Source organism: Salipiger aestuarii, assembly GCF_003259905.1.
GTDB classification, from domain to species: domain Bacteria; phylum Pseudomonadota; class Alphaproteobacteria; order Rhodobacterales; family Rhodobacteraceae; genus Salipiger; species Salipiger aestuarii.
On the sequence record NZ_QLMG01000014.1, the window covers coordinates 1 to 26,794 of the forward strand.

Below are 26,794 nucleotides of genomic sequence, written 5' to 3' on the forward strand. Positions count from 1 at the left end.
ACCGCTCTCGGCATACCTGTCACAGAGGCCGTAGCATAAATGTGCCCGGGGAAAGGGGGCGTCCGCTCAGTCCAGGATTTGTGCAACAAAACCCCTTCAGCGCTGGTTATAGGTGCGCGCGTGCCGATCGCGCGCTTGCGGCGGCCGCGTTTGCGCACTGTCAGACGCTCTTGCCGGGAGATCCGGTAGAGCTTCTTCCAGTTCACTTGCCCGCCCTCACGCGCGAGCAGCAGATGCAGTCGGCGATACCCAAAGCGCCGCCGTTCACCCCGACAGCTCCCTGAGCCTTTCCCGCAGCCCGGCCTGCGTCGACCTGGCTGAGCGCAGCCGACAGATGCGCGGATCAATCCCGGCCAGGGCACAGACCCGCCGCTGGTGGTCGTTCTTCCCTGTCCTGGCCCGGTCCAAAGCTCGTCGCCCTGCGCCGGGCTTCAGAAGTTTTTCACCAGCATTTCCTTCGGCGGGGCCACATCCCGAATATGCTCGCCCGGCATCTTCCCGAGCCTGGCATTCCCAGCCCCGAGGACCTACAGCCGCTTGGCCCCGGACACTTCCATGCCGCCATACTTCGAATGCCATTTGCAGAAGGTGCCATCGCTGATGCCATGCTTCCCTTCCGGCACAGCTCCCTGGGACCAGTGCCAGCCTGGTGTTCCCTGAGGATGCCAATGAGCTCCTCATCGCGAAACCGGCGCTGCCGCATCGTCTGTCTTTTCGTTGGCAGAACAGACTGACTTCAAACCGAGGACTTTGGGGGGGAGCGGGGCAACCGTCAGGCCTTCCTCGCGGTAAAACCTGCAGATCCGATTGATGCCGGACGCCTTGCCCTCACGACGCAGCAAGTCGAATAGCATCCGGTAGCCGAACCGCCGGCGTTCGTTGGCAGGCCAAGATGTCGCAGACGTCCCCGCAGTTCTGCGTCCGGTGCAGGTTGCGCTTGGCAGTGAACCATCTGGCGTTCCGCCCCAACGATGTGGCGGGGAGGCCGTCCAGAATGCCGGCGCGAGGGGCGATCCGCCCCCCCCCGCCCCGCGCGCCTGAGGGCTGGACGATACCGGACGTTTCGCGTTACAGTTGAATCGGGCCCAGTAAGACGTCGAAAACCACGTTTGACCATGCAGTTGCAGCCCGTAGGCGATAGCAATTCGGTAACTTCTAGCGGTTACCCCCGTACAAGCGCGGCGAAGGAGACAACAGAAATGCGAGGCAGCGCGAAGCGATCTGATCGCCGTCCAGACAACCGGACTCGCGTTTCGCCTGAAAATGCGGCAATAGCGGCGACAATTGCCCCCCAAGGGCGCGACTTCAGTTCAAAGAGCGTCTAAATCGATGCAGATCACACATCTTGTCACCCATTCCGGCGGTTTCCATGCCGATGAGCTTCTGTCATCGGTGATCCTGACGCGGCTGTTTCCCGACGCCCAGCTCGTGCGCAGCCGCGACCCCGAATGGATCGCCCCCGCAAGAACGCGCATCATCTATGACGTCGGCCAGCAGTATGACCCGGCCCAGGGCGTGTTCGATCACCACCAGCGGCCCACCCCCCAGCGCCCGGACGGCCAGCCCTTCAGCTCGTTCGGTCTGGTCTGGAACAGGTTCGGGCGCGACTATCTTGCCGCGCTGGGGTTGCCTGCCGGCGACATAGATGCGGTCCATGCCCAGTTCGATGAGCGGTTCGTGCTGCCCATCGACCTGATGGACAACGGCGCCGTCGACCCTGGATCGGCTGGCCCGCTGCTGGCGCGTCTGACGCTGCCTGTGTTGCTGGAGAGCCTCAAGCCCGTGTTCGACGATCCAGACCCGAACGCGGATGACAGGGCCTTTGCGGCGGCGCTACCCATCGCGCGTGCCTTTGTCGAATCCAACCTGAACCGCGAGGCGGCCAAGGTCCGCGCTGCGGGCATCGTTGCGGATGCTATTCGGGCGGCGGGCGACGGCAAGGTGATGGAACTGCCGCGGGGCATGCCATTCCGCCCGGCGATCGAAGAGGCAGGCGCCGATCATCTGCTGTTCGTGGTTCACCCGCGGGACACGGATTGGGCCCTGACCGGTATTCGCATCGGCGAAAACACCTTTGAACAACGCGCCGATCTGCCCAAGGCTTGGGCGGGGCTGACCGACAAGGCGCTTGAGGCCGCGACCGGCGTCGAAGGGGCGAAATTCTGTCACAACGGGCGGTTCCTGGCCATAGCGCGCAGCCGCGAGGCGGCGCTGCGCATGGCGGCGCTGGCGGTCGACGAGGCGGGCGCCGACACCGCACGCGTGCAGGCGCAGGTCTGACACGCCGCAGCGACCGCCCGCCGCTTTGGCAGCCCCGTGATGCGCAAAAATGGCCCGGACATCGTCGTCCGGGCCTTGGCAGTCCCCGGGGCCTTCAGCGGACGAGGATCACAGCATTCCTTCGGCTTTCGCCCAGTCCAGCGCCTTGTCCATCGCACGGCCAAACCGCGCGAGGATTTCCGCGACATCGTCTTCGGTGACAATCAGCGGCGGACAGAAGGCGACGGTTTCATAGACGTTGCGCACGATCAGGCCTTCTTCGGCGCACAGGGCCACCACCTTGGTGGCCATCGCGCCCGCAGGTTCGAACGCGGTCTTGGTGGCGCGATCCTTTGTCATCTCGACCCCGGCGATCAGGCCGACACCGCGCACTTCGCCCACCAGCGGGTGATCGGCGAATTTGCGCAGGCCGTCCTGGAACATCGGCTCCAGACGGGCGGCATTGCCCATAAGGTCGTTTTCCTCGATGATCGCAAGGTTTTCCAGTCCCACGGCGCAGGCGACCGGGTGGCCCGATCCGGTAAAGCCGTGGCCAAAGGTGCCCAGCTTGGCGGTGTTGTCGGCGATGGCGTTGTAGACCTTGTCATTCACCACGATCGCGGCCAGCGGCATATAGGACGATGTGAGCTGCTTGGAGGTCACCAGTATGTCAGGCGTGAACCCGTATTTCTGACAGCCGAACGGCGCGCCGGTGCGCCCGAAACCGTTGATGACCTCATCCGCGACCAGCAGGATGTCGTATTTCGCGCAGATTTCCGCAACGCCGGGCCAGTACCCGACCGGAGGCGTCATGACGCCGCCCGCGCCCATCACCGGCTCGCCGATGAACCCGGCGATGGTTTCGGGGCCTTCGGCGAGGATGGTGTCTTCCAGCTCTTTCAACAGGCGGGCGGTGAATGCCACCTCGGACTCGCCCTCGTTGGCGCAGCGCCAGTAATGCGGCGTGGTCAGGTGGGTGACCGGAATCGCGGGCAGGTCGAAATCCTTGTGGTTGCTCGGCAGGCCGGTCAGGGAACCGGAGGCGATGGTGATGCCGTGATAGCCCTTGTTCCGCGCGAGGAATTTCTTCTTTTCGGGGCGCCCAAGACCGTTGTTCAGGAACCACGCCATCTTGATGACGGTGTCGTTCGCCTCGGACCCCGAGTTGGTAAAGAAGACGCGGTTCAGTCCCTCGGGGGTCATTTCGGCCAGCTTTTCGGCCAGACGGATGGACGGTTCATGCGCCTTGTGGGCGAAGCTGTGGTAGTAGGGCAGTTTCTTCAGTTGCTCGTAGGCGGCATCGGCCAGGCGGGTTTCCGAAAAGCCCACGGCGACCGACCACAGGCCCGCCAGCGCCTCGATATATTCCTTGCCCTGATCGTCGAAGACGCGGGCGCCATCGCCCCTGGTGATGATCATCGGGCCCTTTTCCTCATGCGCGCGCATGTTGGTGTAGGGGTGCATCGAATGGGCGATGTCGGATGCGTGAAGCGAATTGGGGCGCTGGTTCATCGGGGTCTCCGTGTTGGCTGAAAGGGCAGGGGGCAGGGACTCGGGGGTCCGTGTTGCTGCGAAGCTTAGGGGAAGGCGGGGGCAAAGGTCACGGGGAATTTGATCATATTTCTTCCAGCCCGCACCAGTCGGCTATGAATAGGGCAATCGCCCCGGTGACACGTTTGACCGAGGACAGGCTGACGCGTTCGTCAAAACCGTGGATCGCTTCGGAATAGGGGCCGTAGACCAGGCAGGGGGTCTTGCCATAGATGGCGAAGACACGCCCATCGAGGTATCCGGGGGTGACGAAGGATTCGAGCGGTTGGTGATAGGATGACAGATGCGCGCGGGCGAGCGTTGCCTCGGCGTCGGACCCTTCTTCCAGCACATAGCCTTCGGCGAAGAAGCCGTTCCAGGTGACCTGCGGCGGGTTGTTGGCGAGAAACGGCACCTTGGCGGCGGCGGCGCGCAGATGGGTCTCGATCTCGCGCGCGGCGTCGGCGGCAGATGTGCCCGGGTAGATGGCGATGCGGCAGTCGATTTCGCACCATGCCGGCACCGACGAGGCCCAGTCGCCGCCCGCGATCTTGCCGACGTTGAAGTTGATCGGGTGGTCGAGGTCTTCGAAATAGCGATGCTGGGATTTGCGGGCGTTCCAGTCGGCTTCCAGCGCGCGCAGGCCGCGGATCACGTCGTAGGCGGCCTCGATCGCGTTGGCGCCGCTGCCGGCCTCGCGCACATGGACCGGGGCGCCCTGAACCCGGACGCGGAACCACAGCACGCCGGTGTTGGCGCGCACCAGCTTGTCATCCTCGGGTTCGGGGATGATCGCGGCATCGGCGTTATAGCCACGCAGCAGGGCGGCAAGGGCGCCGTTGCCGGTGCATTCCTCTTCGATCACCGATTGCTGGTACAACAACGCGGCGGGGCGGTAGCCAATGCGTTTGAGCGCCTCGACTGCGAACACGTTGGCGGCGATGCCGGCCTTCATGTCGGCGATGCCGCGCCCGTACAGCCAGTCGCCGTCGCGCCTGGGGGCGAACGGCGGGGTGGTCCACATATCCGGCGGGCCGGCGGGCACCACGTCCATATGGCCGTTCAGCACCAGCGAGCGGCCCGTTTCCCTGCGCGGCCGCAGGGTGCCCACCACGTTGATGGCATTGGAATAATCGACATCGACGGGGGAAAAGCCGGGGTGCGATCTGATGTCATCCACGTCGATGGTCCAGCGGTCCATCGCATAGCCGCGTTTTTTCAGATCGGCGTATAGGAAATTCTGCGCGGTGGCCTCTTGCCCGCGCAAGGACGGAAAGCGGCCAAGGGTTTCGGTATAGGCGATCTGTTGCTCGAACCCGTCATCAACGGCGCGCAGGATCATTCCTGTCAGGTCGGATGTCATGCGTCGCGTCCCAGAAAGCCATTCATGAACGACACCAGGGAGGTGGTCAGATCGGGCGACAGGTAACCGCCTTCCTGCACGATCACCGTGGGATAGCCTGCGGCGGCGATCATCGCGCCCGCGCGGCGAAAGCCGTCAAAGCTGATCTTCATCCCCAGAAGGGGATCGTTTTCATGCGCGTCCAGCCCGAGGCTGAGCATCAGCGCGCCAGGTTTGAAATCGCGGATCGCAACCAGCGCCTGCGCCATGCTGTCCAGCCAGACATCGTCGGTGGTGCTGCGCGGCAGCGGCAGGTTCAGGTTGAATCCCAGCCCTTCGCCAAGGCCGGTTTCATAGGTGTAGCCGGTGAAGAATGGGTAATAGTCGGACGGGTCCGCGTGAATGGAGACGGTCATCACGTCGGCACGATCATAGAATATCGACTGCGTGCCGTTGCCGTGGTGAACGTCGATGTCCAGCGATGCGACCCGGTCATGCCCGTCGCGCAGGCGCGCCGCGGCGATGGCGGAATTGTTCAGCAGGCAATGCCCGGATGCGATTTCGGCGCTGGAGTGATGCCCCGCCGGACGGCACAGCGCATAGGCCGAGGCCGCGCCGTTCAGCACCGCGTCGGCGGCGGCAATCGCGCAATCGGCGGCGCGCCGGGCGGCGCGCCAGCTGTGTTCTCCGACAGGGGCCGAGGTGTCGCCCATGTGCCAGCCCGCACGCCCGACGATGGCCTTGGGGTAGGTCGCGATGGACCGGTCGGGAAAGACGTTCGGCACCACTTCGGGGCCGGCATTGGGCAGGGTTTGCCACTCATCCCATGCGGTTTCCAGAAAATCCAGGAAATCGGGCGTGTGGACGGCCTCCAGCGCCGCGTCCGGCGCTTCGAACGGGTGTTCGGCGCGCAGGCCCAACTGGTCCAGCCCCGCCAGCAGCAGCCGCGCGCGCTCTGCCTGTTCGGCGTTGCGCAGCACCTTGCCATGGGTCAGGCGAAAAATCGGGTCATGCGCTTCGGTTTCCGGCGCGTAAAAGCATCTCATAGCGGTTTTTCGCCTTCCAGTTTGCGGAATTGCTCGGTCACCAGGCTGCGGGCGACATCGAGGTGATGGAACATGGCGTCAGAGGCGGCGGGCGCGTCGCCTGCCTGGATCGCTTCGACGATGGGCACATGGGTGTCAGCCAAGCGGTGTGCATCGTCGTAAAGCTTGCCGATCAGCATGATGGTCAGCTCGGTTTCCAGCGCGATCTGCTCAAACGTCGCCAGAAAGCGCGGGTTGCCCGCGCCGTTGCAGATCAGGCGATGAAACTGCATGTCGGCCTCGACCTGTGTGAGCATGTCATGACCGGGTTCCGCGACGCGGTGCAGCACGTCGATCTGGGCACACAGGGCGGGCACGGTTTGTCTGTCCCCTTCGCGGATCAGGCGGCGCACGGCGGCCAGTTCGATGACGATGCGAAATTCGTACAGGTTGTCCAGTTCGGTCGGGGTAAAGCTGCGCACGAAAAAGCCGCGGTTGGGCTGATAGGTCACAAGGCCCGAGTTTTCCAGCAGCCGCGCCGCTTCACGTACCGGCGCACGGCTGGTGCCAAGCCGCCGGGCGATCACCGATTCGCTCAGCCGCTGCCCGGCGGGCAGCTGGCCGGACACGATGGCCTTGCTGAGCCTGCGCGCCACACGCTGAACCAGCCCCTCGCGGTCGAGCGGCCCAAGTTCGCCTGCGTCGGTGTCTACATCCATGCCGGGCCTCTGCTGAGGTGAAATTCCAGTCAAGGCTAATTGTATATCCGTCGATTGTCGACAATCGACTTGACGAAAGGTGCAAAATTGCCCTTCCTTTGGTCTCGACGATGGCAAGGAGAGGTGGGATGCCCGACGGGATGACAAGCGACACGGTCGGCGCTCTGCGGCGCGATCTGGCGGCTGCCTACCGTTTGATCGCGCTTTACGGTATGGATGACAGCATCTACACCCATGTCTCGGCCCGGTTGCCCGATGGCCCGGGCGGGGAAAAGCGATTCCTGCTGAACCCCTATGGCTTGCGGTTCGATGAGGTGACGCCGGACAATCTGGTGACCGTGGATGAAACCGGCGCGGTGGTCGATGACCCCTGTGGCGCTGGCATGAACGCCGCGGGCTTTACCATTCACTCGGCGGTTCACATGGCGCGCCATGATGCGGTCTGCGTGCTGCACACCCATACGGTCGCCGGTGTGGCGGTGTCGTCGGTGCGCGAAGGTCTGCTGCCGCTCAATCAGTGGTCGGCGCAGTTCTTTGGCCAGTTCGCCTTTCACGATTACGAAGGCATCGCGCTGAACCTCGAAGAACGCGCGCGCATCGTGGCCGATCTGGGGGACAAGCGGGTGATGCTGCTGCGCAATCACGGCACGCTGCTGCTGGGCCGGTCGGTCGCCGAGGCGATGAAATACGCGCTGAACCTCGAACGATCCTGCAAGGCGCAGGTGGCCGCGCTGGGCATGGGGCTGACCCCGATGGTGCTGCCGGATGATCTGGCGGCACATACGGCCGCGCAATACGCCCGCGCCTATGACAAGATCGAGCAGGGCGGCGAGCGCGACCCCGAATGGGCCGCGATGCTGCGCTTGCTCGACACAAAGCTTCCCGGCTGGGCCGGGTAGAACACCCCCGGTACGCTCCGGGCCATGCGATCCTGCGTCAAGACAGGCCGCATTCCATCGAAACGACGGAAAAACAGGGAAAGCCATGAAACATCTGAAAGCGACAACATTTCTCATCGCGGCCGCGCTTGCGACACCGCTTGCCGCGCAACAGGACGGCGGGCGGCTCGACATCGTCGTTCAACCCGAACCGCCGGGGCTGATGCTGGGCCTCGTGCAGAACGGCCCGGCGCAGTTGGTCGCGGGTGACATCTATGAGGGTCTGCTGCGCTATGACACCGACCTCAACCCAATGCCGGGTCTGGCGGAAAGCTGGGAAGTGTCGGACGACGGTCTGACCTATACGTTCAAGCTGCACGAAGGCGTCAAATGGCACGATGGCGAGGATTTCACCGCCGATGACGTGGTGTTCAGCGCCGGCACCTTCCTGCCCGAAACCCACGCCCGCCTGCGCGCCTCGCTGGCCTATGTCGACAGCATCACGGCGCCGGATCCGCTGACGGCCGTTTTCAAGCTGAAGGAACCCTTCGGCCCCTTCATCAGCGTGTTCGAAGCGGCGACCATGCCGATGATCCCCCAGCACATCTATGAAGGCACTGACTTTGCCAACAACGAAATGAACGCCACGCCCATCGGCACCGGTCCGTTCAAGTTCGATGAATGGGTGAAGGGCAGCTATATCCATCTGGTCAAGAACGAAGACTACTACGTCGACGGTCTGCCCCATCTGGACGAGGTATATTATCGCGTGATCCCCGATGCCGCCAGTCGCGCGGTTGCGTTCGAAACCGGCGAAGTCGATGTGCTGCCCGGCGGGTCGGTGGAAAACTGGGACATCCCGCGCCTGACCGAAATGGACGGTGTCTGTTCCACCGGCAAGGGCTGGGAGTTCTTTGCCCCCCACGCCTGGATGTGGCTGAACAACCGCGAAGGTCCGATGGCGGACGTGCGCTTCCGTCAGGCGATCATGTACGCGATGGACCGTGAATTCATGCGCGACGTGGTGTGGAACGGCTTTGGCAAGGTGCCGACGGGGCCGGTGTCTTCGGTGACGAACTTCTATACCGACGACGTGACGATCTACGATCACGACCCCGACAAGGCCAGGACGCTGCTGGACGACATGGGCTATGACGGCGAACCGGTGCGCATCCTGCCGCTGCCTTATGGCGAAACGTGGCAGCGCTGGGCCGAAGCGGTGCGCCAGAACCTGTCCGAGGTCGGCATCAACGTCGAAATCGACAGCGCTGACGTTGCCGGCTGGAACGAGAAGACGTCGCAGTGGGACTACGACATGGCGTTCACCTATCTCTACCAGTACGGCGATCCCGCGCTGGGCGTGTCGCGCAACTACACCGCCGATCGCATCGAAAAGGGCAGCCCGTGGAACAATGTCGAGGGCTACAACAACCCCGAGCTTGACAAAAAGTGGTTCGCCGCCGCAACCATGACCTCGCCCGAGGAACGCCAGGCCGCCTATGACGAGATCCAGAAGGAAATCGTCGACGATGTGCCCGTGGCCTGGATGCTGGAACTGGAATACCCGACGATCTATCGGTGCAACGTGCAGGATCTGGTGACCACCGGGATTGGCGTGAATGACGGCCCGCGCAACGCCTGGATCGAAGAGTAAACACTGCGGCCGGGCGAAAATTTTTAGTCCTAAAAATTTTCTTCGCGCTCCGCTCGCAGATTGCGCCCGGCCTTCCCATTCCAAGAAGAGAAAGCGACCGGCATGTCCGTTCTCGCCATCATTGCCGCGCGGCTTTTCAAGGCTGCGCTGACGCTGCTTGCCATTGCTGTGCTCAACTTCTGCCTGCTGCACGCCGCCCCCGGAGACCCTGCCGTGGTGCTTGCCGGCGAGGCAGGCGCTGCCGACGAGCAGATGATCGAACAGTTGCGCGAACGCTTCGGGCTCGATCAGCCCTTTGGTGTGCAGCTTTGGAAATACGTCTCGGGGGTGGCGCAGCTGGACCTGGGTTACAGCTTTCGGCAGGGCGCGCCGGTGATCGACCTGATCGCCGAGCGGCTGCCCGCCACCCTGTTACTGACGCTGACCGCTTTTGTCATCTCGCTGGTGTTCGGCATCGCGCTGGGGGTCGCTGCCGCCGCGCGGGTCGGCAAACCGCAGGACAGCCTGCTGACCGCGCTCGCGCTGCTGTTTTACGCCACGCCGCTGTACTGGGCGGCGCTGATGGCGGTGCTGGTGTTTTCGGTCTGGCTCGGCTGGCTACCGGGGTTCGGGTATGAAACCGTCGGGGCCGGGTACACCGGGTTCGACCGCGCGCTGGACATCGCCAGGCATCTCGTTCTGCCAGCGCTGACGCTGGGGTTGTTCTTCATGGCGGTCTACATGCGCATGACGCGGGCCTCGATGCTCGAAGTGTCGACGGCGGATTTCGTGAAAACCGCGCGGGCCAAGGGGCTTTCGGGGGCGGTGATCCGCCGCCGGCACATCCTGCGCAACGCCATTTTGCCGGTGGTCACGCTGGCCGGTCTGCAAGCGGGGCAGCTGATCGGCGGGGCGGTGCTGACCGAAACCGTCTTTGCCTGGCCCGGTATCGGACGGCTGATGTTCGAAAGCCTTGCCGCGCGCGATTACAACACCATTCTGGGCGTCTTTCTTGTGTCTGCCGCCATGGTCATTCTGTTCAACATCGTCACTGACATTGTCTACCGCCTTGTGGACCCCCGGATCGGAGCCCGCGCATGAGCTTCTGGAAACGCTTTCGCACCAATATCGGGGCCATTGTCGGAGTCGTCCTGCTGATCGGGGTCATTGCCATTGCGCTGCTTGCGCCGGTGATCTTCGAGCACGGCCCCTGGCAGATGGTACAACGCCCGTTTCTCGCGCCGTTTGCGGTGGATGGCTTGCCGCTGGGCACGGACACGCTGGGGCGCGATGTGGCCTCGCAACTGGCGCATGGCGCGCGGGTGTCGCTGCTGGTGGGGCTTGTGTCGACGCTGGTGGCGCTGCTCATCGGGGTGCCTTTGGGCGCGCTGGCCGGGTTCTATGGAGGCTATGTGGATGAGGGCGCCATGCGCTTTACCGAGTTCTTTCAGACCATCCCCAACTTTGCGCTCGCCATCGTGCTGGTGGCGATCTTTGAACCTTCGCTCGCGTCGATCACGCTGGCCATCGCCATCGTGTCCTGGCCCCCGGTCGCGCGGCTTGTGCGGGCCGAGGTCATGTCGGTGCGCAAGCGCGAATTCGTCGATGCGGCGACGCTGGCGGGGCTGTCCAAGCACCGCATTCTGATCCGTCAGGTGCTGCCCAACACCGTGTCGCCGATCATCGTCATGGCCTCGCTCATGGTGGCGACGGCGATCCTGCTGGAAAGCTCGCTAAGCTTCCTGGGCCTTGGCGATCCCAATGCCATGAGCTGGGGTTACATGATCGGGGCGGCGCGCACGGTCATCCGGTCCAGCTGGTGGCTGAGCTTTTTCCCCGGCGTCGCGATCATCATCACGGTTCTGGCGCTGAACCTGATCGGAGAAGGGCTGAACGACGCGCTCAACCCGCACCTGTCACGAAAGGGCCGCGCATGAGCACGCTTGCCATTGAACATCTGACCATCGGGTTGCCCGAAGGGGCCGACCGGCCGTTTGCGGTCGAAGACGTCAGCATGACCATCGACAAGGGCCATATCCTGTGCGTGGTCGGTGAATCCGGGTCGGGAAAATCCATGACCGCCAACGCGCTGATGGGGCTGCTGCCTCCCGGAGTCGCCGTCAAGGCGGGCCGCGCCCTGTTCGAGGCGCGCGATGTGTTGCGTCTGCCCGAGGCCGACAAGATGGCCCTGCGCGGCGCCTCCATCGCGATGATCTTTCAGGAACCGATGACGGCGCTGAACCCGCTGATGCGCATCGGCGATCAGATCACCGAGGTGTTTGCCGCGCATGACCGCTTTACCCAGGCCGAACGGCGCAAAAAGGCGCTGGACCTGATCCGCGAGGTGCAGCTGCCCGATCCGGAAAAGATCATCCGCGCCTATCCCTTTCAGCTGTCGGGCGGGCAGCGTCAGCGGGCGATGATCGCCATGGCTCTGGCGCTGGAGCCCAAGCTGCTGATCGCCGATGAACCCACCACCGCGCTGGACGTGACGACACAGTCGCAGATCCTCAAATTGATCCTTGATCTGCGCGACAGGCGCGGGATGGCGGTGATGTTCATCACCCATGACTTTGGTGTCGTGGCTGAAATCGCCGACGGGGTCATCGTCATGCGCGAGGGGAAGGTGGTCGAACAGGGGCCCGCCGCGCAGGTCCTGAATACGCCGCAGCACGGCTACACCCGGCGCCTGCTTGCGGCGATCCCGACCGGGGTGTTGCCGGAACGGCGCGTCCTTTCCGACAGTCCGGCGCTGGAAATCAAGGGGCTGCGCAAGATCTATCGCACCGGGGGCGGGCTGTTTCGTGCCCCGCGCGAGGTGCGCGCGGTGGACGATGTGTCGCTGACCGTGTCGCGCGGCGAGGTGCTGGGGCTGGTGGGTGAATCCGGGTCCGGGAAATCCACGCTAGGGCGCACCGCCGTGCGTCTGGTCACGCCTGATGGGGGGCAGGTGCTGGTCGGGGGCACCGATCTTGCCGCCCTGTCGGACGAGGATCTGCGCAAGCAGCGCCACAAGGTGCAGATGGTGTTTCAGGACCCCTATGCCTCTCTCAACCCGCGTCAGCGCATCATCGGCGCGATCACCGATGGCCCCATTGCCCGCGGCATCCCAAAGGCGCGGGCCGTCGCCCGCGCCCGCGAACTGCTCGATATCGTCGGGCTTGGGGCCGATGCCGCCAGCCGCTTTCCCCACGAGTTTTCCGGCGGACAGCGCCAGCGCATCGGCATCGCCCGTGCGCTGGCCATGGACCCCGAGCTTATCATCGCGGATGAAGCGGTGTCGGCGCTCGACGTGTCGATCCAGGCGCAGGTGCTGGATCTGCTGCGCGATCTGCGCGAAAAGATGGACCTGTCGATCCTGTTCATCACCCACGATCTGCGCGTCGCCGCCCAGCTGTGTGACCGCATCGCGGTGATGCAAAAGGGCAGGCTGGTCGAAATCGGCACCGTGCACGACATTTTCCTGAACCCGCAACAGGATTACACGAAGCAACTGCTCGCCGCCGTGCCCGGCGCGGATTGGGACAACCAGAAGGTGCCAGCATGACCCGGATTCTTGGTGTTGCCACCTGTTCGCGGCTCGATGTTGCAGATCGCTTTGTGCCCCTGTTCGAACGGCTGGCACCTGAAATCGACCTGCGCGCCCCGCGCGACATCGACCGCCCCGAAGACGTGCGCTTCATGCTGACCTTCGTTCCCGGCGACGATGCGTTCACGCCATATCCCAACCTGGAGGCGGCGTTCAGCATCGGCGCGGGGCAGGATGCCATCGACACCTGCCCGTCGCGCCCCGAAGGCCTGCCGGTCTATCGGCTGGAAGACCCCGATCAGGCGCTTCAGATGGCGGCGTTCTGCGTCTTTCACGTCCAGTGGCACCAGCGTGAGATGTTCGACATCCGCGCCGCCCAGGCGCGCGGCGAATGGTTGCGCAAGGCGACCGGGCTGTCGCCGCGAAGCAAGCGCATCGGCGTGATGGGGTTTGGCCACATGGGGCGAGCGGTGGCAAAGGCGCTGGTGGCGCTGGGCTATCCGGTGCAGGGTTATGCCCGGCGTATGCCCGATCCGCCCGAGCCGGGGGTCACCCATTTCACCGACGGACAAATGGATGATTTCGTGGCGCGATCGGATATCCTTGTCAACGTGCTGCCGCTGACACCGCAGACGCGCGGCCTGATCGACGCCGGCTTTCTGGCCAGGCTGCCGCAGGGGGCGGCGCTGATTCACGTCGGGCGCGGCGGGCAGGTCGATGAACCCGCGCTGATCGCGGCGCTGGACAGCGGCCACCTGTCGGGGGCGTCTGTCGATGTCTTTGAAACCGAACCGCTGCCGGCGGATCACCCGTTCTGGGCGCATGAGAGGGTTTTCATGACGCCGCACAGTGCCTGCATCCCGGTCCCCGAAGCTGTCGTGCGTTCGGTGCGCGCGCGCATGAGATCCGACCCATCGAAAGAGACCTTTGCATGACCGACCTCAACGCCCTCTCCGCCCGCGAACTGGCAGCCCGCATCCGGTCCGGCGCGATCGGTGCCGTCGATGTGGTGGGCGAAACGCTTGACCGCGTGATCCGGATGAACCCGAAGGTCAACGCCATCGTGCAGAACTGCGGCGCCGATGCGCTGGCCGAGGCCGAGGCACTGGACGCGCGCATCGCCTCGGGAAGGCCGGTGGGGCCTCTGGCGGGCGTGCCGGTGACGATCAAGGTGCTTTCGGATCAAAAGGGCTATGCCAGCACCAATTCCTGCCAGATCTACAGCGATGTGATCGCGACGCAGGACACGCCGTTCCTGCGTCACATGCGCCAGAAGGACGCGATCGTCATCGGTCGCACCAACACGCCCGCCTTTTCCTATCGCTGGTTCACCACCAATGATTTTTACGGCGCGACCAGGAACCCCCATCACGATGGGCTGACCGCCGGGGGATCGTCGGGCGGGGCAGGGGCCGCGATTGCCACGGGCATGGGGCATATCGCGCATGGCACCGATATTGCCGGGTCGATTCGCTATCCGGCTTATGCCTGTGGCATTCAGGGCCTGCGTCCGACCCCCGGCCGGGTGCCGATGTTCAATCACTCGGGCGCCGACCGGGGCATCGGACCGCAGCTCATGGCGGTGTCCGGCCCGCTGGCGCGCCGCGTCGACGACCTGCGGCTGGGGCTGGAAGGCATGGCCGGCTATGCACCCGACGATGTCTGGAGCGCGCCTGTCCCCCTGATCGGCCCCGCGTATCGCCGCCGTGTCGCCCTGGTGACTCACCCCGGCGGAATGGACACAGCCCCCCGCATCGTGGCGGATCTGGAACGCGCGGCGCAGATGTTCCGTGAGGCGGGCTGGCAGGTCGATGTGCCCGCTGTCGTCCCGGACATGCGCGAAGCGGTCGAGTTGCAGATCGACCTGTGGCTGTCGGACGACCACGCCACCAAACTGGACGCCGCGCAACGCGAAGGCGACGCGGGCGCCATTGCCCTGCTGACCCATTATGCGGACCACGCTGCCCAGATCGACGTCAAGCGGTTCGGCGAGCTGTTCATCCGCCGTGCCGCGCTGATCCGCGCGTGGCGTGCGTTTCTGGCCGATTACCCGGTGGTCTTGATGCCGAACTGCGCCGAGTTGCCGTTTCGACAGGATCAGGATCTGGAAGGCAGCGACATGATCGCCCACCTTTGGGATGTGATGCTGCCCCAGATCGCCATCCCGGTGCTGGGCATCCCGGCGATTTCCATCGCATCCGACGTGCAGGACGGCGTACCGTCGGGGGTGCAGCTTGTCTGCCCGCCATGGCGCGAAGACATCTGTCTGGACGCGGGCGAAATCCTTGAACGGGGATTCGGCTTTCCCGGTCTCGTGAGCTGATAGCGCTTGACACAGGCGGCGTCAGGCCCCATTTGCGGACCTGACGCCGCGCTGCCGCGTGAGCTAGCCGCGCCCCTCGGGATGATTTCCCGGCATGAGCGCATCGGTGTCACACCTACGGTTCCCCATCACGCAGGGTTCTGGACGCGAATGGCCAGCAGGTCGCGGGACACGCCCGCGCTGTCAGAGGCCCGCGCGACACCCTGGCCATGCCGCCCCCGACAGGGGCGGGTGGCGTCTTGCCGTGAACCGATCCCGGACACGGCCCGCAAAGGATAAGATTTGTTCGACTTCGACATGCTCGGCCTCGCTCCGTCTCTCACCGAGGTTCTTCAGAAGAACGGGTTCAAGGAACCCACCCCGATCCAGAACCAGGCGATCCCGCTGGCGCTGGAGGGGCACGATGTGCTCGGCCTCGCGCAGACCGGCACAGGCAAGACGCTTGCCTTTGGCCTGCCGCTGATCGACGGCCTGCTCAAAGAGCCGGGCAAGCCTGCGCCCAAGTGCGCCAAGGCGCTTGTGCTGGCTCCTACGCGCGAACTGGTCAACCAGATCGCCGACAGCCTGCGTCAGTTGACCGACGGGTCCAAGCTGCGGGTCGCCACGGTTGTGGGCGGGCAGTCCATCAACCGCCAGATCAGCTTTCTGTCGCGCGGAACGGACATTCTAGTTGCGACACCGGGCCGTCTGATCGATCTGATGGACCGCGGCGCGGTCGATCTGTCCACCGTGCGTCAGCTGGTGCTGGACGAGGCCGACCAGATGCTGGACCTTGGCTTCATTCACGCGCTGCGCCGCATCGCGCCCAAGCTGGGCACGCCGCGCCAGACGATGCTGTTTTCGGCGACCATGCCCAAGCAGATGGAAGAGCTGTCCTCGGCTTACCTGAGCAACCCGCGCAAGGTGCAGGTGTCGCCACCGGGTAAGGCCGCGGACAAGGTCACGCAGTCGGTGCATTTCGTCGATAAGAACGACAAACCCGCCAAGCTGCGCGAGATTCTGCGCAAGGATATGGACGCGCTGACATTGGTGTTTTCGCGTACCAAGCACGGCGCGGAACGCCTGATGAAGGGCCTCGTAGCCGACGGGTTCAACGCCGCGTCAATCCATGGCAACAAAAGCCAGGGCCAGCGCGACCGTGCCATCAAGGCGTTCCGCGACGGCACCATCACGGTGCTCGTGGCCACCGATGTGGCCGCGCGCGGCATCGACATTCCGGGCGTGGCCTATGTGGTCAACTTCGACCTGCCCGAAGTGCCGGACAATTATGTCCACCGCATCGGCCGCACGGCGCGCGCCGGGCGCGAGGGCGAAGCCATCGCCTTCTGCGCCCCGGATGAGGGCGATCTGTTGCGCCAGATCCAAAAACTGATGAAGATCGATATTCCGGTCGCCAGCGGCGAAGCGCCTTCTGATGTGGCTGGCAGCGGGCAGCGTCGCCGCGGTGGTGGCGGTCGTCGTGGCGGCGGCGGTGGCGGACCGCGCGGCGGGCAGGGCAAGAGCGGCAAGCCGTCGGGCCCCAAGTCCGAAGCCTTTGGAAAGCCCGGCACGACGGGCCCCCGCAGTCGTCGTCCGCGCCGCAAGGCGGCTTGAGCTTCGAATCGACCCAAAAATCTTCGTACGAAGATTTTTGGGTGCTGGGTTCTTCGAAAACAAGATTTTTCGTACGAAAAATCTTTGGAGCCACAGATGTAAAACGCCCGGGCGCGGAGATCGCCCGGGCGTTTTTACGTTTGTTCCCGAACAGGAGCGTCAGAGACCGAGCTTGGCGGCGACGATTTGGTTGACGGCCTTGGGGTTGGCCTTGCCTTCTGTCGCCTTCATCACCTGGCCGACGAACCAGCCCGCCAACTTGGGGTTTGCCTTGGCCTTTTCGACCTGCGCCGGGTTGGCGGCGACGATCTCGTCCACCGCGGCTTCGATGGCGCCGGTGTCGGTCACCTGCTTCATGCCGCGGTCTTCGACGATGGCCTCGGGGTCGCCGCCTTCGGTGTAAACGATTTCGAACACGTCCTTGGCAATCTTGCCGCTGATCGCGTCCGACTTGATCAGCCGCACGATACCCGCAAGTTGAGCGGGACTGACCGGGCTGCCGGTGATGTCGTGGCCTTCCTTCTTCAGCCGGCCGAACAGCTCGTTGATGACCCAGTTGGCGGCCAGCTTGCCGTCGCCTGCGGTGCCTGCGACATCTTCGAAATAGGCCGCATTGGCGACATCGGCGGTCAGCACGCCAGCATCATATTCCGACAGGCCGAAATCCTTGACGAAGCGCGCCTTCTTGGCGTCGGGCAACTCGGGCAGCGAGGCGGCGATGTCGTCGATCCACGCCTGTTCGATCTCCAGCGGCAGCAGGTCCGGGTCGGGGAAGTAGCGGTAATCATGCGCCTCTTCCTTGGACCGCATCGAGCGTGTTTCGTTCTTGTCGGGATCGTACAGCCGGGTTTCCTGATCCACAGAGCCGCCCGATTCCAGAATGGCGATCTGGCGCCTGGCCTCGTGGTCGATGGCGGCCTGGATGAACCGCATCGAGTTCATGTTCTTGATCTCGCAGCGGGTGCCAAGGTGGCCGAAATCCTGGGTGGCCTGGTATTTCTCGTACTGGCCCGGCAGACAGACCGACACGTTCACATCCGCGCGCAGGTTGCCGTTCTGCATGTTGCCGTCGCAGGTGCCGAGGTAGCGCAGAATCTGACGGATCTTGGCGACATAGGCGGCAGCCTCTTCGGGGCCGCGAATATCCGGGCGCGAGACGATTTCCATCAGCGCCACACCGGTGCGGTTGAGATCGACAAAGGACATGTTGGGGTCCATGTCATGGATTGACTTGCCCGCGTCCTGTTCGACGTGGATCCGTTCGACACGCACCAGCCGCGCAATTCCCGGCTCCATGTCCACGATCACCTCGCCCTCGCCGACCAGCGGATGGTATAGCTGGCTGATCTGATAGCCCTGAGGCAGATCCGGATAGAAGTAGTTCTTGCGATCGAACGCCGAGGACAGGTTAATCTGCGCGTTCAGGCCCAGCCCGGTGCGCACCGCCTGTTCGATGCAGTATTCGTTGATTACCGGCAGCATTCCCGGCATCGCCGCATCCACGAAGGAGACGTTGGAATTCGGCTCGGCGCCAAACATTGTCGATGCGCCGGAAAACAGCTTGGCCTTGCTTGCGACCTGGGCGTGGATTTCCATGCCGATCACCAGTTCCCAGTCGTGTTTTGCCCCGGCGATGACCTTGGGTTTCGGGGACTCGTAGGTCAGGTCAAGCATGCTGTATCCTCGTCGCGCTGATCGCGTCGGGGATACGTCAGACCGGCGCAGGGGGCAAGGGCGCAGGGGACACAGGGCGTCGGTTCCAAAGCAACGCCCGCTTCGGTAAAGCGTACCGTGCGCCCGCGTTCCAGCTGGTGGGCAAAATGGCCCCGCAGCGCCGACAGCGCGCGGGTGCCTCCGGCGCGCTGTATCCCGGCCGTGCCCGGGGCGCTCGGGTTCGGCTGCGCGCGTGCCCAGATGTCGGGGTGAATTTCGCGTAGATGATCCTGTACGATCCAGCCAAAGCTGTCGGCAATCCGCGCCCGTGGTGCGCGCGACGAGGCCGCCCCCGACAGGCTTTGCCCGCAATAGGCCGCCAGCGTATTGGCCATGTGCTGATCCGGGCGCCTTGCCAGAATGTCATGCAGACCTTCGACGAACAGCTCTGCCTCGACATAGGCAAATCCCCGTGTCTCGCCCGAGCAAAGCGCATCGAACCACACCCAGCTGTACCCGCCCATCCCCCAGACGTCCGACACGCGCGCGGCGGTGCGGCGTGCCTCGCGGTCCAGCTTTTCCCAACTGCCGAAGCGCGACGGGACAAGGTCGCGGCCAAGGGCGCGCATATGGTCCGCGCAGGCCGGATCCAGATCGATCAGGTCTTCGTAATCGTCGATGACTCGGCACGCGGGCCGGGCATCGACCTCGACCAGCGCGCAGCGCAGGGCGGCAATGGCGGCAGAGTTGCATTCGATCGGATCGAAACGCGAGATCAACCGATGCGCGATCTCCAGATGCTGGGCGCGGGCATCATGGCGCAAGGCCCCGAATTCGGGTGTGGTGCCTGCGCCCGACGGTCCTTCCCAGGCACGGGCAACGGCAAGATGCGCCAGCGCCAGGGTGTGGGCGAGCCAGGCGTCTTCCTCGGATCGGTCCATGCAGTCGCGCAAGGAGTAAAGGATGGCGCGGGCAGCGGTCGGATCGTTGCGCGAGACCGCGCCGCAGGCGCTGTCGACGGCGTCGGACCCGGCCCCCTCGCCCAGAAGGCGCGCCACGGGCGTTCCGCCCAGAGTGGCGGCGCGGTCTTCATCGGCCTGGCGCAGGCCGCAGGACAGCGTTTCCCAGTCGTCCTGCCTTGCGAGATAGCGCCCCTGTATGCGGATACGCCCCTGCTCTGCCGCATCGGGCGACATCGACCGGATGGGGATGTCCACCTGGGGCCGTACGTTCTCGGGCGGGCAGTCCGGAACGCCTTCGTCCGAAGACGCAGCGGGGTGGGCCGTGGCGTGAAACGATGTCACGCGCTTGCCGAGCGCACGCACGGAATGGAACATGAAATGGGGTCTCGATGAGCTGAACATGGGGTCTCGGGGGCGGGATATGATGAGAAACTGCTCCTCAATTCGGGCGCATCTTGGGCAAGGCTGCGATGAATGGGCGGCATTCCGCGCACCGGCGCGCAGCCGACGCCACATTGAATCCCAATGGGTTAACGTAGTCGGCCCGCAAGTTGTTCGCGGGTCGGAACCAGGCGCGCGGCGCGCGCGCTTTACCGGTTCCGCGCTGTGTGGCATGTCGCAGCCATGACACATCGCGTTTTTACGATCTTCGCGGCTCTGCTGTTCGCCGGAACCGCTTTTGCAGATTCTGCGCCGCTTCCGACTGTGCCGTCGGTTCAGGCGGTGACGGTTTCGCTGCGGCCAACACCGCGGCGCGTGCATATTCCCGAGGCCCGCTGGGGCACGTCCGGTGGCCGAAAGCAATGGTCGCTGGCGGCGCTGTCGGCGTTGCGCGGGCCGGCGGAACGCCTGCCGGAAATCGTGCCCGACGACATTTCGACCTGGTGCCCCGCCTACCCGAGCGCCGGACGCGAGGACCGCGAGGCGTTCTGGGTCGGACTGGTATCGACGCTGGCCAAGCACGAAAGCACCTACCGCCCCACCGCCGTGGGCGGAGGCGGGCTGTGGTACGGGTTGTTGCAGATCCTGCCATCGACCGCCCGGCTTTACAATTGTCAGGCCCGCAGCGGGGCCGCGCTTCAGGATCCCAGGATGAACCTTGCCTGCGGGCTGCGGATCATGGCCAAGACCGTGTCGCGGGACCGTGTGGTCAGCCGCAACATGCGCGGCGTCGCCGCCGATTGGGGGCCGTTCCATTCGCGCAACAAGCGCGAGGACATGATCGCCTGGACGCGGTCGCAATCCTATTGCGCGGGCCTGCCGAAATCGCTCAAGCCGGTGGCGCGGCCCGACAGCTGGGGCGAACCCGCGCTGCTTGCAAACGCAGGTATTGCCCGGACGCGGCCGCATCTGCCGGCCTTTGACGGCGTGATTGCCTATGCGGTCGATGGTGCGATCCTGCGCCGCGGCATTGATCCGGTGATCGCCACATCGGGCCTGAGCCGGGCCCAGACGCACACCAGCCCCATCGACTGAACCGGTGGAACGCTTGGGCGGGGCCGGCCGAGAAGGGCGGAACCGTCAGAGGGGGCGCTGCCCCCGCGCTGCGCGCCCCCCGGAGTTTATTTTGCAAGATGAAGCACAAGGCGCCGCCCGATCGGGAGGCGGCGCCTTGTGCTTCCTTGTGTTTGGTCTGGTCCGCCCTGTCCCGCTGGCGACGCGCCCGTGACTGGCCCGTGCCTAGCCCAGCAACCGCGTGACCATTTCGGTTACGTCGCGCGACAGTCCGGGCTTGGCGGCGAGGCGTTCAAGCTCGGCTTTCATCAGCGCCTGCCGGGCGTTGTCATATCGTCTCCAGGTCTGGAAGACCGAGCACATGCGGGCGGTGGTCTGCGGGTTCTTTTCGTCCAGCCGGATCAGCCAGTCGGCAAGCAGCCGGTAGCCGCGCCCGTCCCTGGCGTGAAAGCCTGCGTGGTTCATCGCCAGAGACCCAAAGACCGCGCGGAAGCGGTTCGGGTTCTTCCAGTCGAAATCGGGGTGGCGTGTCAGGGCCTCGGCCCGCGTGGCGGCGTTTTCGGGCGCGGTGGCGGCGACCTGAAGCGCGAACCATTTGTCCATTACCAGGCGGTCGCCGCGCCATTGTTCGGCAAAGCGGGCGAGGGCGGCGTGTTCGGTCCCGGCCTGCACCAGGCAGCCAAGCGCGCCCAGTTGCAGCGTCATGTTGTCGGCGGCATCAAATTGCGCCTGCGCCGCCGCGCCCCCGTCCAGCCGGGTCAGCAGCGCCAGCAGCGCCCCACCAAGCGCGCGTTTGCCCGATTGCCCGGCGCCGGGATCATAGGGCGCATCGACGGTGCAGGCCGCGCGCAGATCGCCCAGCCAGCCCGACCATCGCGCCGCCATCGCGTTGCGCAGGGATTCCGATGCGGCATAAAGCGCGTCGGGGTCCGGCGTGACGCCATTCGCATGCAGATGCTGCGCCATTTCCGCCTGCGTGGGCAGGGCCAGCATCAGGGCGCGAAAAGCCGGGTCCAGCGTATCGTCCCGCACCACCTGTTCCAGCGCGCCCAGCCAGGCATCGTCTGGTTCGGTGCCTTCGGTCACCATTGCCTCAAGGCAGGCGCGGGCAAGATCGCGGTTCGCCTCCCAGCGGTTGAAAGCATCGGTGTCATGGGCCAGCAGAAAGCTCTTTTCGCTGGCGGAGGTTGCGCGTTCCAGCACCACGGGGGCCGAAAAGCCGCGCAGGATCGACGGCACCGGGCGCGCGCCAAGGCCGTCGAAGGCAAAGCTTTGCCGCGTTTCGGTCATTTCCAGCACCCTGGTCGGCGCGACCTCGTCCCCGTTGGGGCCGAGCAGGCCAACCGCGATGGGCAGCACCTGGGGCTGCGCGTCCTGCTGGCCGGGCGTGTGTTGGGCGAAGGTCAGGGTGAAGGTGCCGTCCTGCCAGTCTTCGGTGACCGACAGGTGGGGGGTGCCGGGCTGGGAATACCAGCGTTTGAACTGGGTCAGGTCGCGCCCGGTGCTGTCCTGAAACACCGCCAGCCAGTCTTCGATGGTACAGGCCTGCCCATCGTGTCTGTCGAAATAGAGGTCGAGCGCCTTGGCGTAGGCATCATCGCCGACCAGACGCTTGAGCATCCCGATCACCTCGGCGCCTTTTTCATAGACGGTCGCGGTGTAGAAATTGTTGATCTCCTGAAAGCTTTCGGGGCGGACGGGGTGGGACAGGGGCCCCTGATCCTCGGGGAACTGGCGGGCGCGCAGGTCGATCACATCGCCGATGCGCTTCACCTCGGGCGAGCGCATGTCCGATGTGAACTGGCTGTCGCGATAGACTGTCAGCCCCTCTTTGAGGCACAACTGAAACCAGTCGCGGCAGGTGATGCGGTTGCCGGTCCAGTTGTGAAAATACTCGTGGGCGATGATTGCCTCGATGCGCTCGAAATTGGCATCCGTGCTGGTTTCGGGGGATGCAAGCACGCAAGACGAGTTGAACACGTTCAACCCCTTGTTTTCCATCGCGCCCATGTTGAAATCGTCCACCGCGACGATGTTGAACACATCCAGATCGTATTCGCGGCCATACACCTTTTCGTCCCAGCGCATCGACGCGATCAGGCTTTCCATACCCCAGGCGCATTTGTTTTCGTCGCCGGGGCGGACCCAGATGTTCAGCGCGACCTCTTTGCCCGACATCGTGGTGAAACTGCCCGGATGGTTCACCAGATCGCCCGCGACAAGGGCGAACAGATAGGCGGGTTTGGGCCAGGGGTCGTGCCATTCGGCATAGCCGTTGCCGCTGCCACCGGGGTTGCCGTTGGACAGCTTGACCGGCTCGGTGCCCTCAATCCGCACGGTAAAGGTGGCCATCACGTCGGGGCGGTCGGGGTAATAGGTGATCTTGCGAAAGCCCTCGGCCTCGCACTGGGTGCAGTACATGCCGTTCGACATGTACAGCCCTTCAAGCGCGGTGTTCGCGGCAGGGGCGATCTCGACCTCGGTCTCGAAGGTGAAACTGCCGTCCGGCACCGCGCAGCGCAGCCCCTGCGGGCTGAGGGCGGGCGTGATTTCGGCGCCGTCGATGGCCGCGCGGATCAGCGTCAGGTCTTCGCCGTGCAAAAAGAAATCCTGCTCCGGGGCGTCGGGGGCGGGGTCGAATCGGATGCGCGACAGGACGCGGGTGGCATGCGGAGCCAGGCGAAAGGTCAGGTGGACCTCGGCGATGCGCCAGCCGAACGGGGTGTAATCCTCAAGGTAGATGGTCTGGGGGCTTGCGTCTTTCATTCGGGGTCCTGTCGTGGCTTGGGGCCTGAGGCGCCTTGGAACCAACGCCGTCGTTCAAGTGTTAGGACGTTGAGCAGGGCGCGGCAACCACGCGCCCGCAAATCGCAGGAGGACGTCATGTCTGCACCCGACACCGACATCGACAAACAGGAAAAGCAGCACCGCGCGCCGCTTTGGGGCATGTGGGGTGGGCTTGGCCTTGTGGCCATCCTGTTCCTGGGCTGGCTGTTGTGGACCGTAAGCCAAGGCAGCGAACCCGAGACCCCGGTCGAACGGATGGACGATTTCACCGGCCAGGTGGAAGAGGTCGATCCCAACGCTCCGTCCACGCGCGACGCCGAAACCACGAACACGGTGCCTGCCGGGTCTGACTGAACCCGGACGGCGTGACCCTGCCTGCACGGGCGTTTTTGCCCCCGCTCGGGCGTGTTGTCTCGGGCGTGTTGTCACGGGGCATCGGCCCGGATCAGGACCGATGCATGGCGCGGAGGCGCCCCCCGGGTTTTTCCGCGGCCAACTTGCCGGGCGATGGCCCCGTCAGGGCTGTTCGCGGTCGCCGGGTATGATCAAAGACCTCTGGCGCAACGTCAGAGCCGCCGCCCGGCGGACCGCTTGGGTCAGCTCGCTGATCGCGCCCGCGACAAGGCGGCTGACCTGCCAGTACAGCGCCACGTCGCGTGGTGCGTGCGGGCCAAGCGTCACCAGCGCGCCCGAGCGGAGCGCGCCCGTGACAAGCGGTTCGGGGTTTAACGCCCAGCCGAGTCCCGACACCGTTGCATCGACAAACCCGTGCGAAGACGGCAGGCGGTGAACGGGCGGCGCCAGCGTTTCGCCCGTGGTGTCGCGCAGCCAATCGTGCTGAAGCATGTCCTTTTCGTTGAACTGAAGCACCGGCGCGCGAGACAGCGCCAGCGTGGTGACGCCTTCGCTGAAATGGCGGGCGTAAAAGTCCGGCGCGCAGGTGGCCACATAGCGCAACGCCCCCAACGGCACCGCAGCGCAGCCCTGGACGGGGCGGCCATGGGCGGTGATCGCGGCCGATACCTCGCCCCGGCGCAACCATCCCGCCGAATGCGATTCGTCATCCAGCAGAATGTCGTACAGCAGGTCCTGACCGGCAAGCGCGGGCAGGAACCACGTCGCAAGGCTGTCGGCGTTGACCGCGATGCGCAGCCGGGCAGGGGCGGCAGGCAGCGCCAGTTCGCGCAGCAGGGCGGCGTCCAGAAGCGCGATGTCGTCAGCGTGGCGGGCAAGGCGCGCACCTGAGGGCGTCGCGGTGCAGGGGCTGGCGCGGATCACCAGCGCGGCGCCCACGCGATCCTCCAGCGCCTTGATGCGCTGGGACACGGCGGACGGGGTGACATGCAGCGCCCGAGCGGCCCCCTCGAAGCTGCCAAAACGCAGGACGGTCGCAAGGGCGGACAGCTGGGCGGGGTCGAATGACATTAGCAAAACTTAACAAGGGTAAGATAATTGCGCTAGGGGCATCTGTGCGCGCCATGTTAGCCCGCCACGAACACCAGACGGAGACGCGCCGATGCACGCCGCTTTCGCAGGCCTTGCCCTTGGGCTTTCGCTGATCGTCGCCATCGGCGCGCAAAACGCCTTTGTGTTGCGGCAGGGGTTGATGCGCAGCCACGTCCTTGCGGTCTGCATGGTCTGTGCGGTGTCGGATGCGGTGCTGATCGCCGCCGGGGTCGCGGGGTTCGGGGCGCTGACCACCGCCGTGCCGTGGCTTGAAACCGCCATGCGCTGGGCTGGGGCGGGCTTTCTGGGCTGGTACGGGGCGCGCACGTTGCTCTCGGCCTGGCACGGCACGCAGACGCTTGCCGCCGGGCAGCTCGCCGGATCGCTGAGCGGGGCCGTGCTGAGCTGCCTGGCGCTGACGTGGCTCAACCCGCATGTCTATCTGGATACCGTGATGCTGCTGGGCGCGGTGTCGGCGTCTTACGACAACAAGCTCGCCTTTGCGCTGGGCGCGATGGGGGGATCGTTCCTGTTCTTTTTCAGCCTGGGCTATGGCGCGCGGGCGCTGGCGCCGGTATTTGCCCGCCCGGTCGCCTGGCGCTGGCTTGATCTGGGCATCGGCGTGACCATGTGGGCCATCGCCGCGCGGCTGGTGCTTGGGGGGTGACACGGATTGCGCTTGCGCCCGCGCGGTCGCGGGCTAAGTCTGCGCCTCATGTCAGAAACGGTTTCAAGCCCGGTCAGGGGCATCGCCTGGATGATGGTCACAGGCCTGTGCTTTGTGTCGATGACGGCATTGGTCAAGCTGCTGGGCGGGCGCGTACCGGCGGCGGAGTCCGCCTTTCTGCGCTACCTTCTGGGATTGATTTTTCTGATCCCCGCGTGGCGCGACCTGTGCGCGCTGCGGCTGAGCCCGCGCCAGTGGCGGCTGTCGGTGCTGCGGGGCGCGATGCAGACGCTGGGGGTGTTGTGCTGGTTCTTCGCCATGACCCGCATTCCGCTGGCCGAGGTCACGGCGATGAACTACCTGACCCCGGTTTATGTCACGATCCTTGCGGTGATCTTTCTGGGTGAACGGCTGGCGGTGCGCCGTATCCTTGCCATTGTGGCGGCGCTGGGGGGGGCGCTGGTGATCCTTCGCCCCGGTTTCCGCACGCTTGATCCGGGACATTTCGCCATGCTCGGGACGGCGTTCCTGCTTTCGATCTCGTACCTGATTGCCAAGATCGTTTCGGACGAACTGAAACCCGTCATGGTGGTGGCGCTGCTGTCGATCGCCGTCACCATCGGATTGGCGCCATTCGCGGCGGCGGTCTGGGTGACGCCGTCGCTGGCGGATCTGGGCATTCTGTTCGGAGTCGCCTGCGTGGCGACCGGCGGACACTACGCCATGACCCTGGCCTTTGCCGCGGCGCCGGTGACGGTGACGCAGCCGGTGACCTTTCTGCAGCTTGTCTGGTCGGTGGCTCTGGGTGCGCTGTTTTTCGCCGAGCCTGTCGACCCCTGGGTCGTGACAGGGGGCATCATCATCATGGGCGCCGTGGCCTTCATCACCTGGCGCGAGGCAGTGCTGAAGCGACGCGTGGCGCAGCGCGCGCACGAGTCGCATCTGTAGCGCAGCCAAGGTGTGGGAAACGCACCGTTTCCAAATCCGGAAAAA

The 26,794-nt window shown here is 64.9% G+C and carries 21 protein-coding genes and 2 pseudogenes; 13 read left to right on the forward strand and 10 right to left on the reverse strand.

Annotated features, from left to right (window positions below; translation table 11 throughout):
- Window positions 1–92: 92 nt before the first annotated feature.
- Both ATI53_RS23865 and ATI53_RS09300 read right to left on the reverse strand, forming a co-directional pair.
- Window positions 93–703: pseudogene (locus tag ATI53_RS23865) on the reverse strand (transposase); the annotation flags it as partial.
- Window positions 704–767: 64 nt separating this feature from the next.
- Window positions 768–994: pseudogene (locus tag ATI53_RS09300) on the reverse strand (IS3 family transposase); the annotation flags it as partial.
- Between the two features lie 335 nt (window positions 995–1,329).
- Between ATI53_RS09300 and ATI53_RS09305 the strand changes: the two are divergent.
- Complete coding sequence (locus ATI53_RS09305; RefSeq protein ID WP_111550255.1) at window positions 1,330–2,280, forward strand: MYG1 family protein; 951 nt, start codon at window positions 1,330–1,332, stop codon at window positions 2,278–2,280.
- 108 nt (window positions 2,281–2,388) lie between these two features.
- Here ATI53_RS09305 and ATI53_RS09310 read toward each other — a convergent pair whose 3' ends face one another.
- From ATI53_RS09310 to ATI53_RS09325, 4 genes are all read right to left on the reverse strand, one after another.
- Window positions 2,389–3,771 (reverse strand): aspartate aminotransferase family protein, encoded by a 1,383-nt coding sequence (locus tag ATI53_RS09310; RefSeq protein ID WP_009504767.1) that lies wholly within the window; start codon window positions 3,769–3,771, stop codon window positions 2,389–2,391.
- Window positions 3,772–3,874: 103 nt separating this feature from the next.
- Window positions 3,875–5,152, reverse strand: a complete 1,278-nt coding sequence (locus ATI53_RS09315) for an ArgE/DapE family deacylase (protein WP_111550256.1) — start codon at window positions 5,150–5,152, stop codon at window positions 3,875–3,877.
- Window positions 5,149–6,177: a histone deacetylase family protein gene (locus tag ATI53_RS09320; RefSeq protein ID WP_009504765.1), complete on the reverse strand. Its 1,029-nt coding sequence runs from the start codon at window positions 6,175–6,177 to the stop codon at window positions 5,149–5,151. The genes ATI53_RS09315 and ATI53_RS09320 overlap by 4 nt, the downstream gene beginning before the upstream one ends.
- Complete coding sequence (locus tag ATI53_RS09325; RefSeq protein WP_111550257.1) at window positions 6,174–6,875, reverse strand: GntR family transcriptional regulator; 702 nt, start codon at window positions 6,873–6,875, stop codon at window positions 6,174–6,176. The genes ATI53_RS09320 and ATI53_RS09325 overlap by 4 nt, the downstream gene beginning before the upstream one ends.
- A 128-nt stretch (window positions 6,876–7,003) precedes the next feature.
- On the opposite strand from ATI53_RS09325, the gene ATI53_RS09330 reads away from it, so the two are divergent.
- The 8 genes from ATI53_RS09330 (at window position 7,004) to ATI53_RS09365 (ending at window position 16,831) form a co-directional block, all read left to right on the forward strand.
- Complete coding sequence (locus tag ATI53_RS09330) at window positions 7,004–7,774, forward strand: class II aldolase/adducin family protein (protein WP_111550258.1); 771 nt, start codon at window positions 7,004–7,006, stop codon at window positions 7,772–7,774.
- Between the two features lie 85 nt (window positions 7,775–7,859).
- Window positions 7,860–9,407, forward strand: a complete 1,548-nt coding sequence (locus ATI53_RS09335) for an ABC transporter substrate-binding protein (RefSeq protein ID WP_111550259.1) — start codon at window positions 7,860–7,862, stop codon at window positions 9,405–9,407.
- Window positions 9,408–9,509: 102 nt separating this feature from the next.
- Window positions 9,510–10,487: an ABC transporter permease gene (locus ATI53_RS09340; protein ID WP_009504761.1), complete on the forward strand. Its 978-nt coding sequence runs from the start codon at window positions 9,510–9,512 to the stop codon at window positions 10,485–10,487.
- Window positions 10,484–11,323 carry an ABC transporter permease gene (locus ATI53_RS09345; protein WP_009504760.1) on the forward strand — a complete coding sequence of 280 codons (840 nt, stop codon included), beginning with the start codon at window positions 10,484–10,486 and terminating at the stop codon, window positions 11,321–11,323. Before ATI53_RS09340 ends, ATI53_RS09345 begins: the two co-directional genes overlap by 4 nt.
- Window positions 11,320–12,933: an ABC transporter ATP-binding protein gene (locus tag ATI53_RS09350; protein WP_111550260.1), complete on the forward strand. Its 1,614-nt coding sequence runs from the start codon at window positions 11,320–11,322 to the stop codon at window positions 12,931–12,933. Before ATI53_RS09345 ends, ATI53_RS09350 begins: the two co-directional genes overlap by 4 nt.
- The gene (locus ATI53_RS09355) at window positions 12,930–13,850 is read left to right on the forward strand and encodes a 2-hydroxyacid dehydrogenase (protein ID WP_111550261.1); all 921 of its coding nucleotides are present in this window, start codon (window positions 12,930–12,932) and stop codon (window positions 13,848–13,850) included. Before ATI53_RS09350 ends, ATI53_RS09355 begins: the two co-directional genes overlap by 4 nt.
- Window positions 13,847–15,238 carry an amidase gene (locus ATI53_RS09360; RefSeq protein ID WP_111550262.1) on the forward strand — a complete coding sequence of 464 codons (1,392 nt, stop codon included), beginning with the start codon at window positions 13,847–13,849 and terminating at the stop codon, window positions 15,236–15,238. Before ATI53_RS09355 ends, ATI53_RS09360 begins: the two co-directional genes overlap by 4 nt.
- A gap of 282 nt (window positions 15,239–15,520) precedes the next feature.
- A complete protein-coding gene (locus tag ATI53_RS09365; RefSeq protein WP_009504756.1) occupies window positions 15,521–16,831 on the forward strand; it encodes a DEAD/DEAH box helicase in 1,311 nt (436 codons plus the stop codon).
- 159 nt (window positions 16,832–16,990) lie between these two features.
- Here ATI53_RS09365 and gatB read toward each other — a convergent pair whose 3' ends face one another.
- Complete coding sequence (gene gatB / locus ATI53_RS09370; protein ID WP_009504755.1) at window positions 16,991–18,505, reverse strand: Asp-tRNA(Asn)/Glu-tRNA(Gln) amidotransferase subunit GatB; 1,515 nt, start codon at window positions 18,503–18,505, stop codon at window positions 16,991–16,993.
- Complete coding sequence (locus tag ATI53_RS09375; RefSeq protein ID WP_240778570.1) at window positions 18,493–19,821, reverse strand: hypothetical protein; 1,329 nt, start codon at window positions 19,819–19,821, stop codon at window positions 18,493–18,495. Before ATI53_RS09375 ends, gatB begins: the two co-directional genes overlap by 13 nt.
- A gap of 249 nt (window positions 19,822–20,070) precedes the next feature.
- On the opposite strand from ATI53_RS09375, the gene ATI53_RS09380 reads away from it, so the two are divergent.
- Window positions 20,071–20,922, forward strand: a complete 852-nt coding sequence (locus tag ATI53_RS09380; protein ID WP_111550263.1) for a transglycosylase SLT domain-containing protein — start codon at window positions 20,071–20,073, stop codon at window positions 20,920–20,922.
- A gap of 204 nt (window positions 20,923–21,126) precedes the next feature.
- On the opposite strand, the gene pepN is transcribed toward ATI53_RS09380, so the two are convergent.
- Window positions 21,127–23,667: an aminopeptidase N gene (gene pepN / locus ATI53_RS09385; RefSeq protein ID WP_009504752.1), complete on the reverse strand. Its 2,541-nt coding sequence runs from the start codon at window positions 23,665–23,667 to the stop codon at window positions 21,127–21,129.
- Between the two features lie 117 nt (window positions 23,668–23,784).
- Between pepN and ATI53_RS09390 the strand changes: the two genes are divergently transcribed.
- Window positions 23,785–24,042, forward strand: a complete 258-nt coding sequence (locus tag ATI53_RS09390; RefSeq protein ID WP_009504751.1) for a hypothetical protein — start codon at window positions 23,785–23,787, stop codon at window positions 24,040–24,042.
- 162 nt (window positions 24,043–24,204) lie between these two features.
- Here ATI53_RS09390 and ATI53_RS09395 read toward each other — a convergent pair whose 3' ends face one another.
- Entirely contained in the window at window positions 24,205–25,113 is a 909-nt protein-coding gene (locus ATI53_RS09395) for a LysR family transcriptional regulator ArgP (RefSeq protein ID WP_009504750.1), read from the reverse strand.
- A gap of 91 nt (window positions 25,114–25,204) precedes the next feature.
- Between ATI53_RS09395 and ATI53_RS09400 the strand changes: the two genes are divergently transcribed.
- Complete coding sequence (locus ATI53_RS09400) at window positions 25,205–25,801, forward strand: LysE/ArgO family amino acid transporter (RefSeq protein ID WP_111550264.1); 597 nt, start codon at window positions 25,205–25,207, stop codon at window positions 25,799–25,801.
- A 48-nt stretch (window positions 25,802–25,849) separates the two neighbouring features.
- Window positions 25,850–26,749, forward strand: coding sequence for a DMT family transporter (locus ATI53_RS09405; protein ID WP_223865929.1), 900 nt, complete (start codon window positions 25,850–25,852; stop codon window positions 26,747–26,749).
- Window positions 26,750–26,794 lie beyond the last annotated feature (45 nt).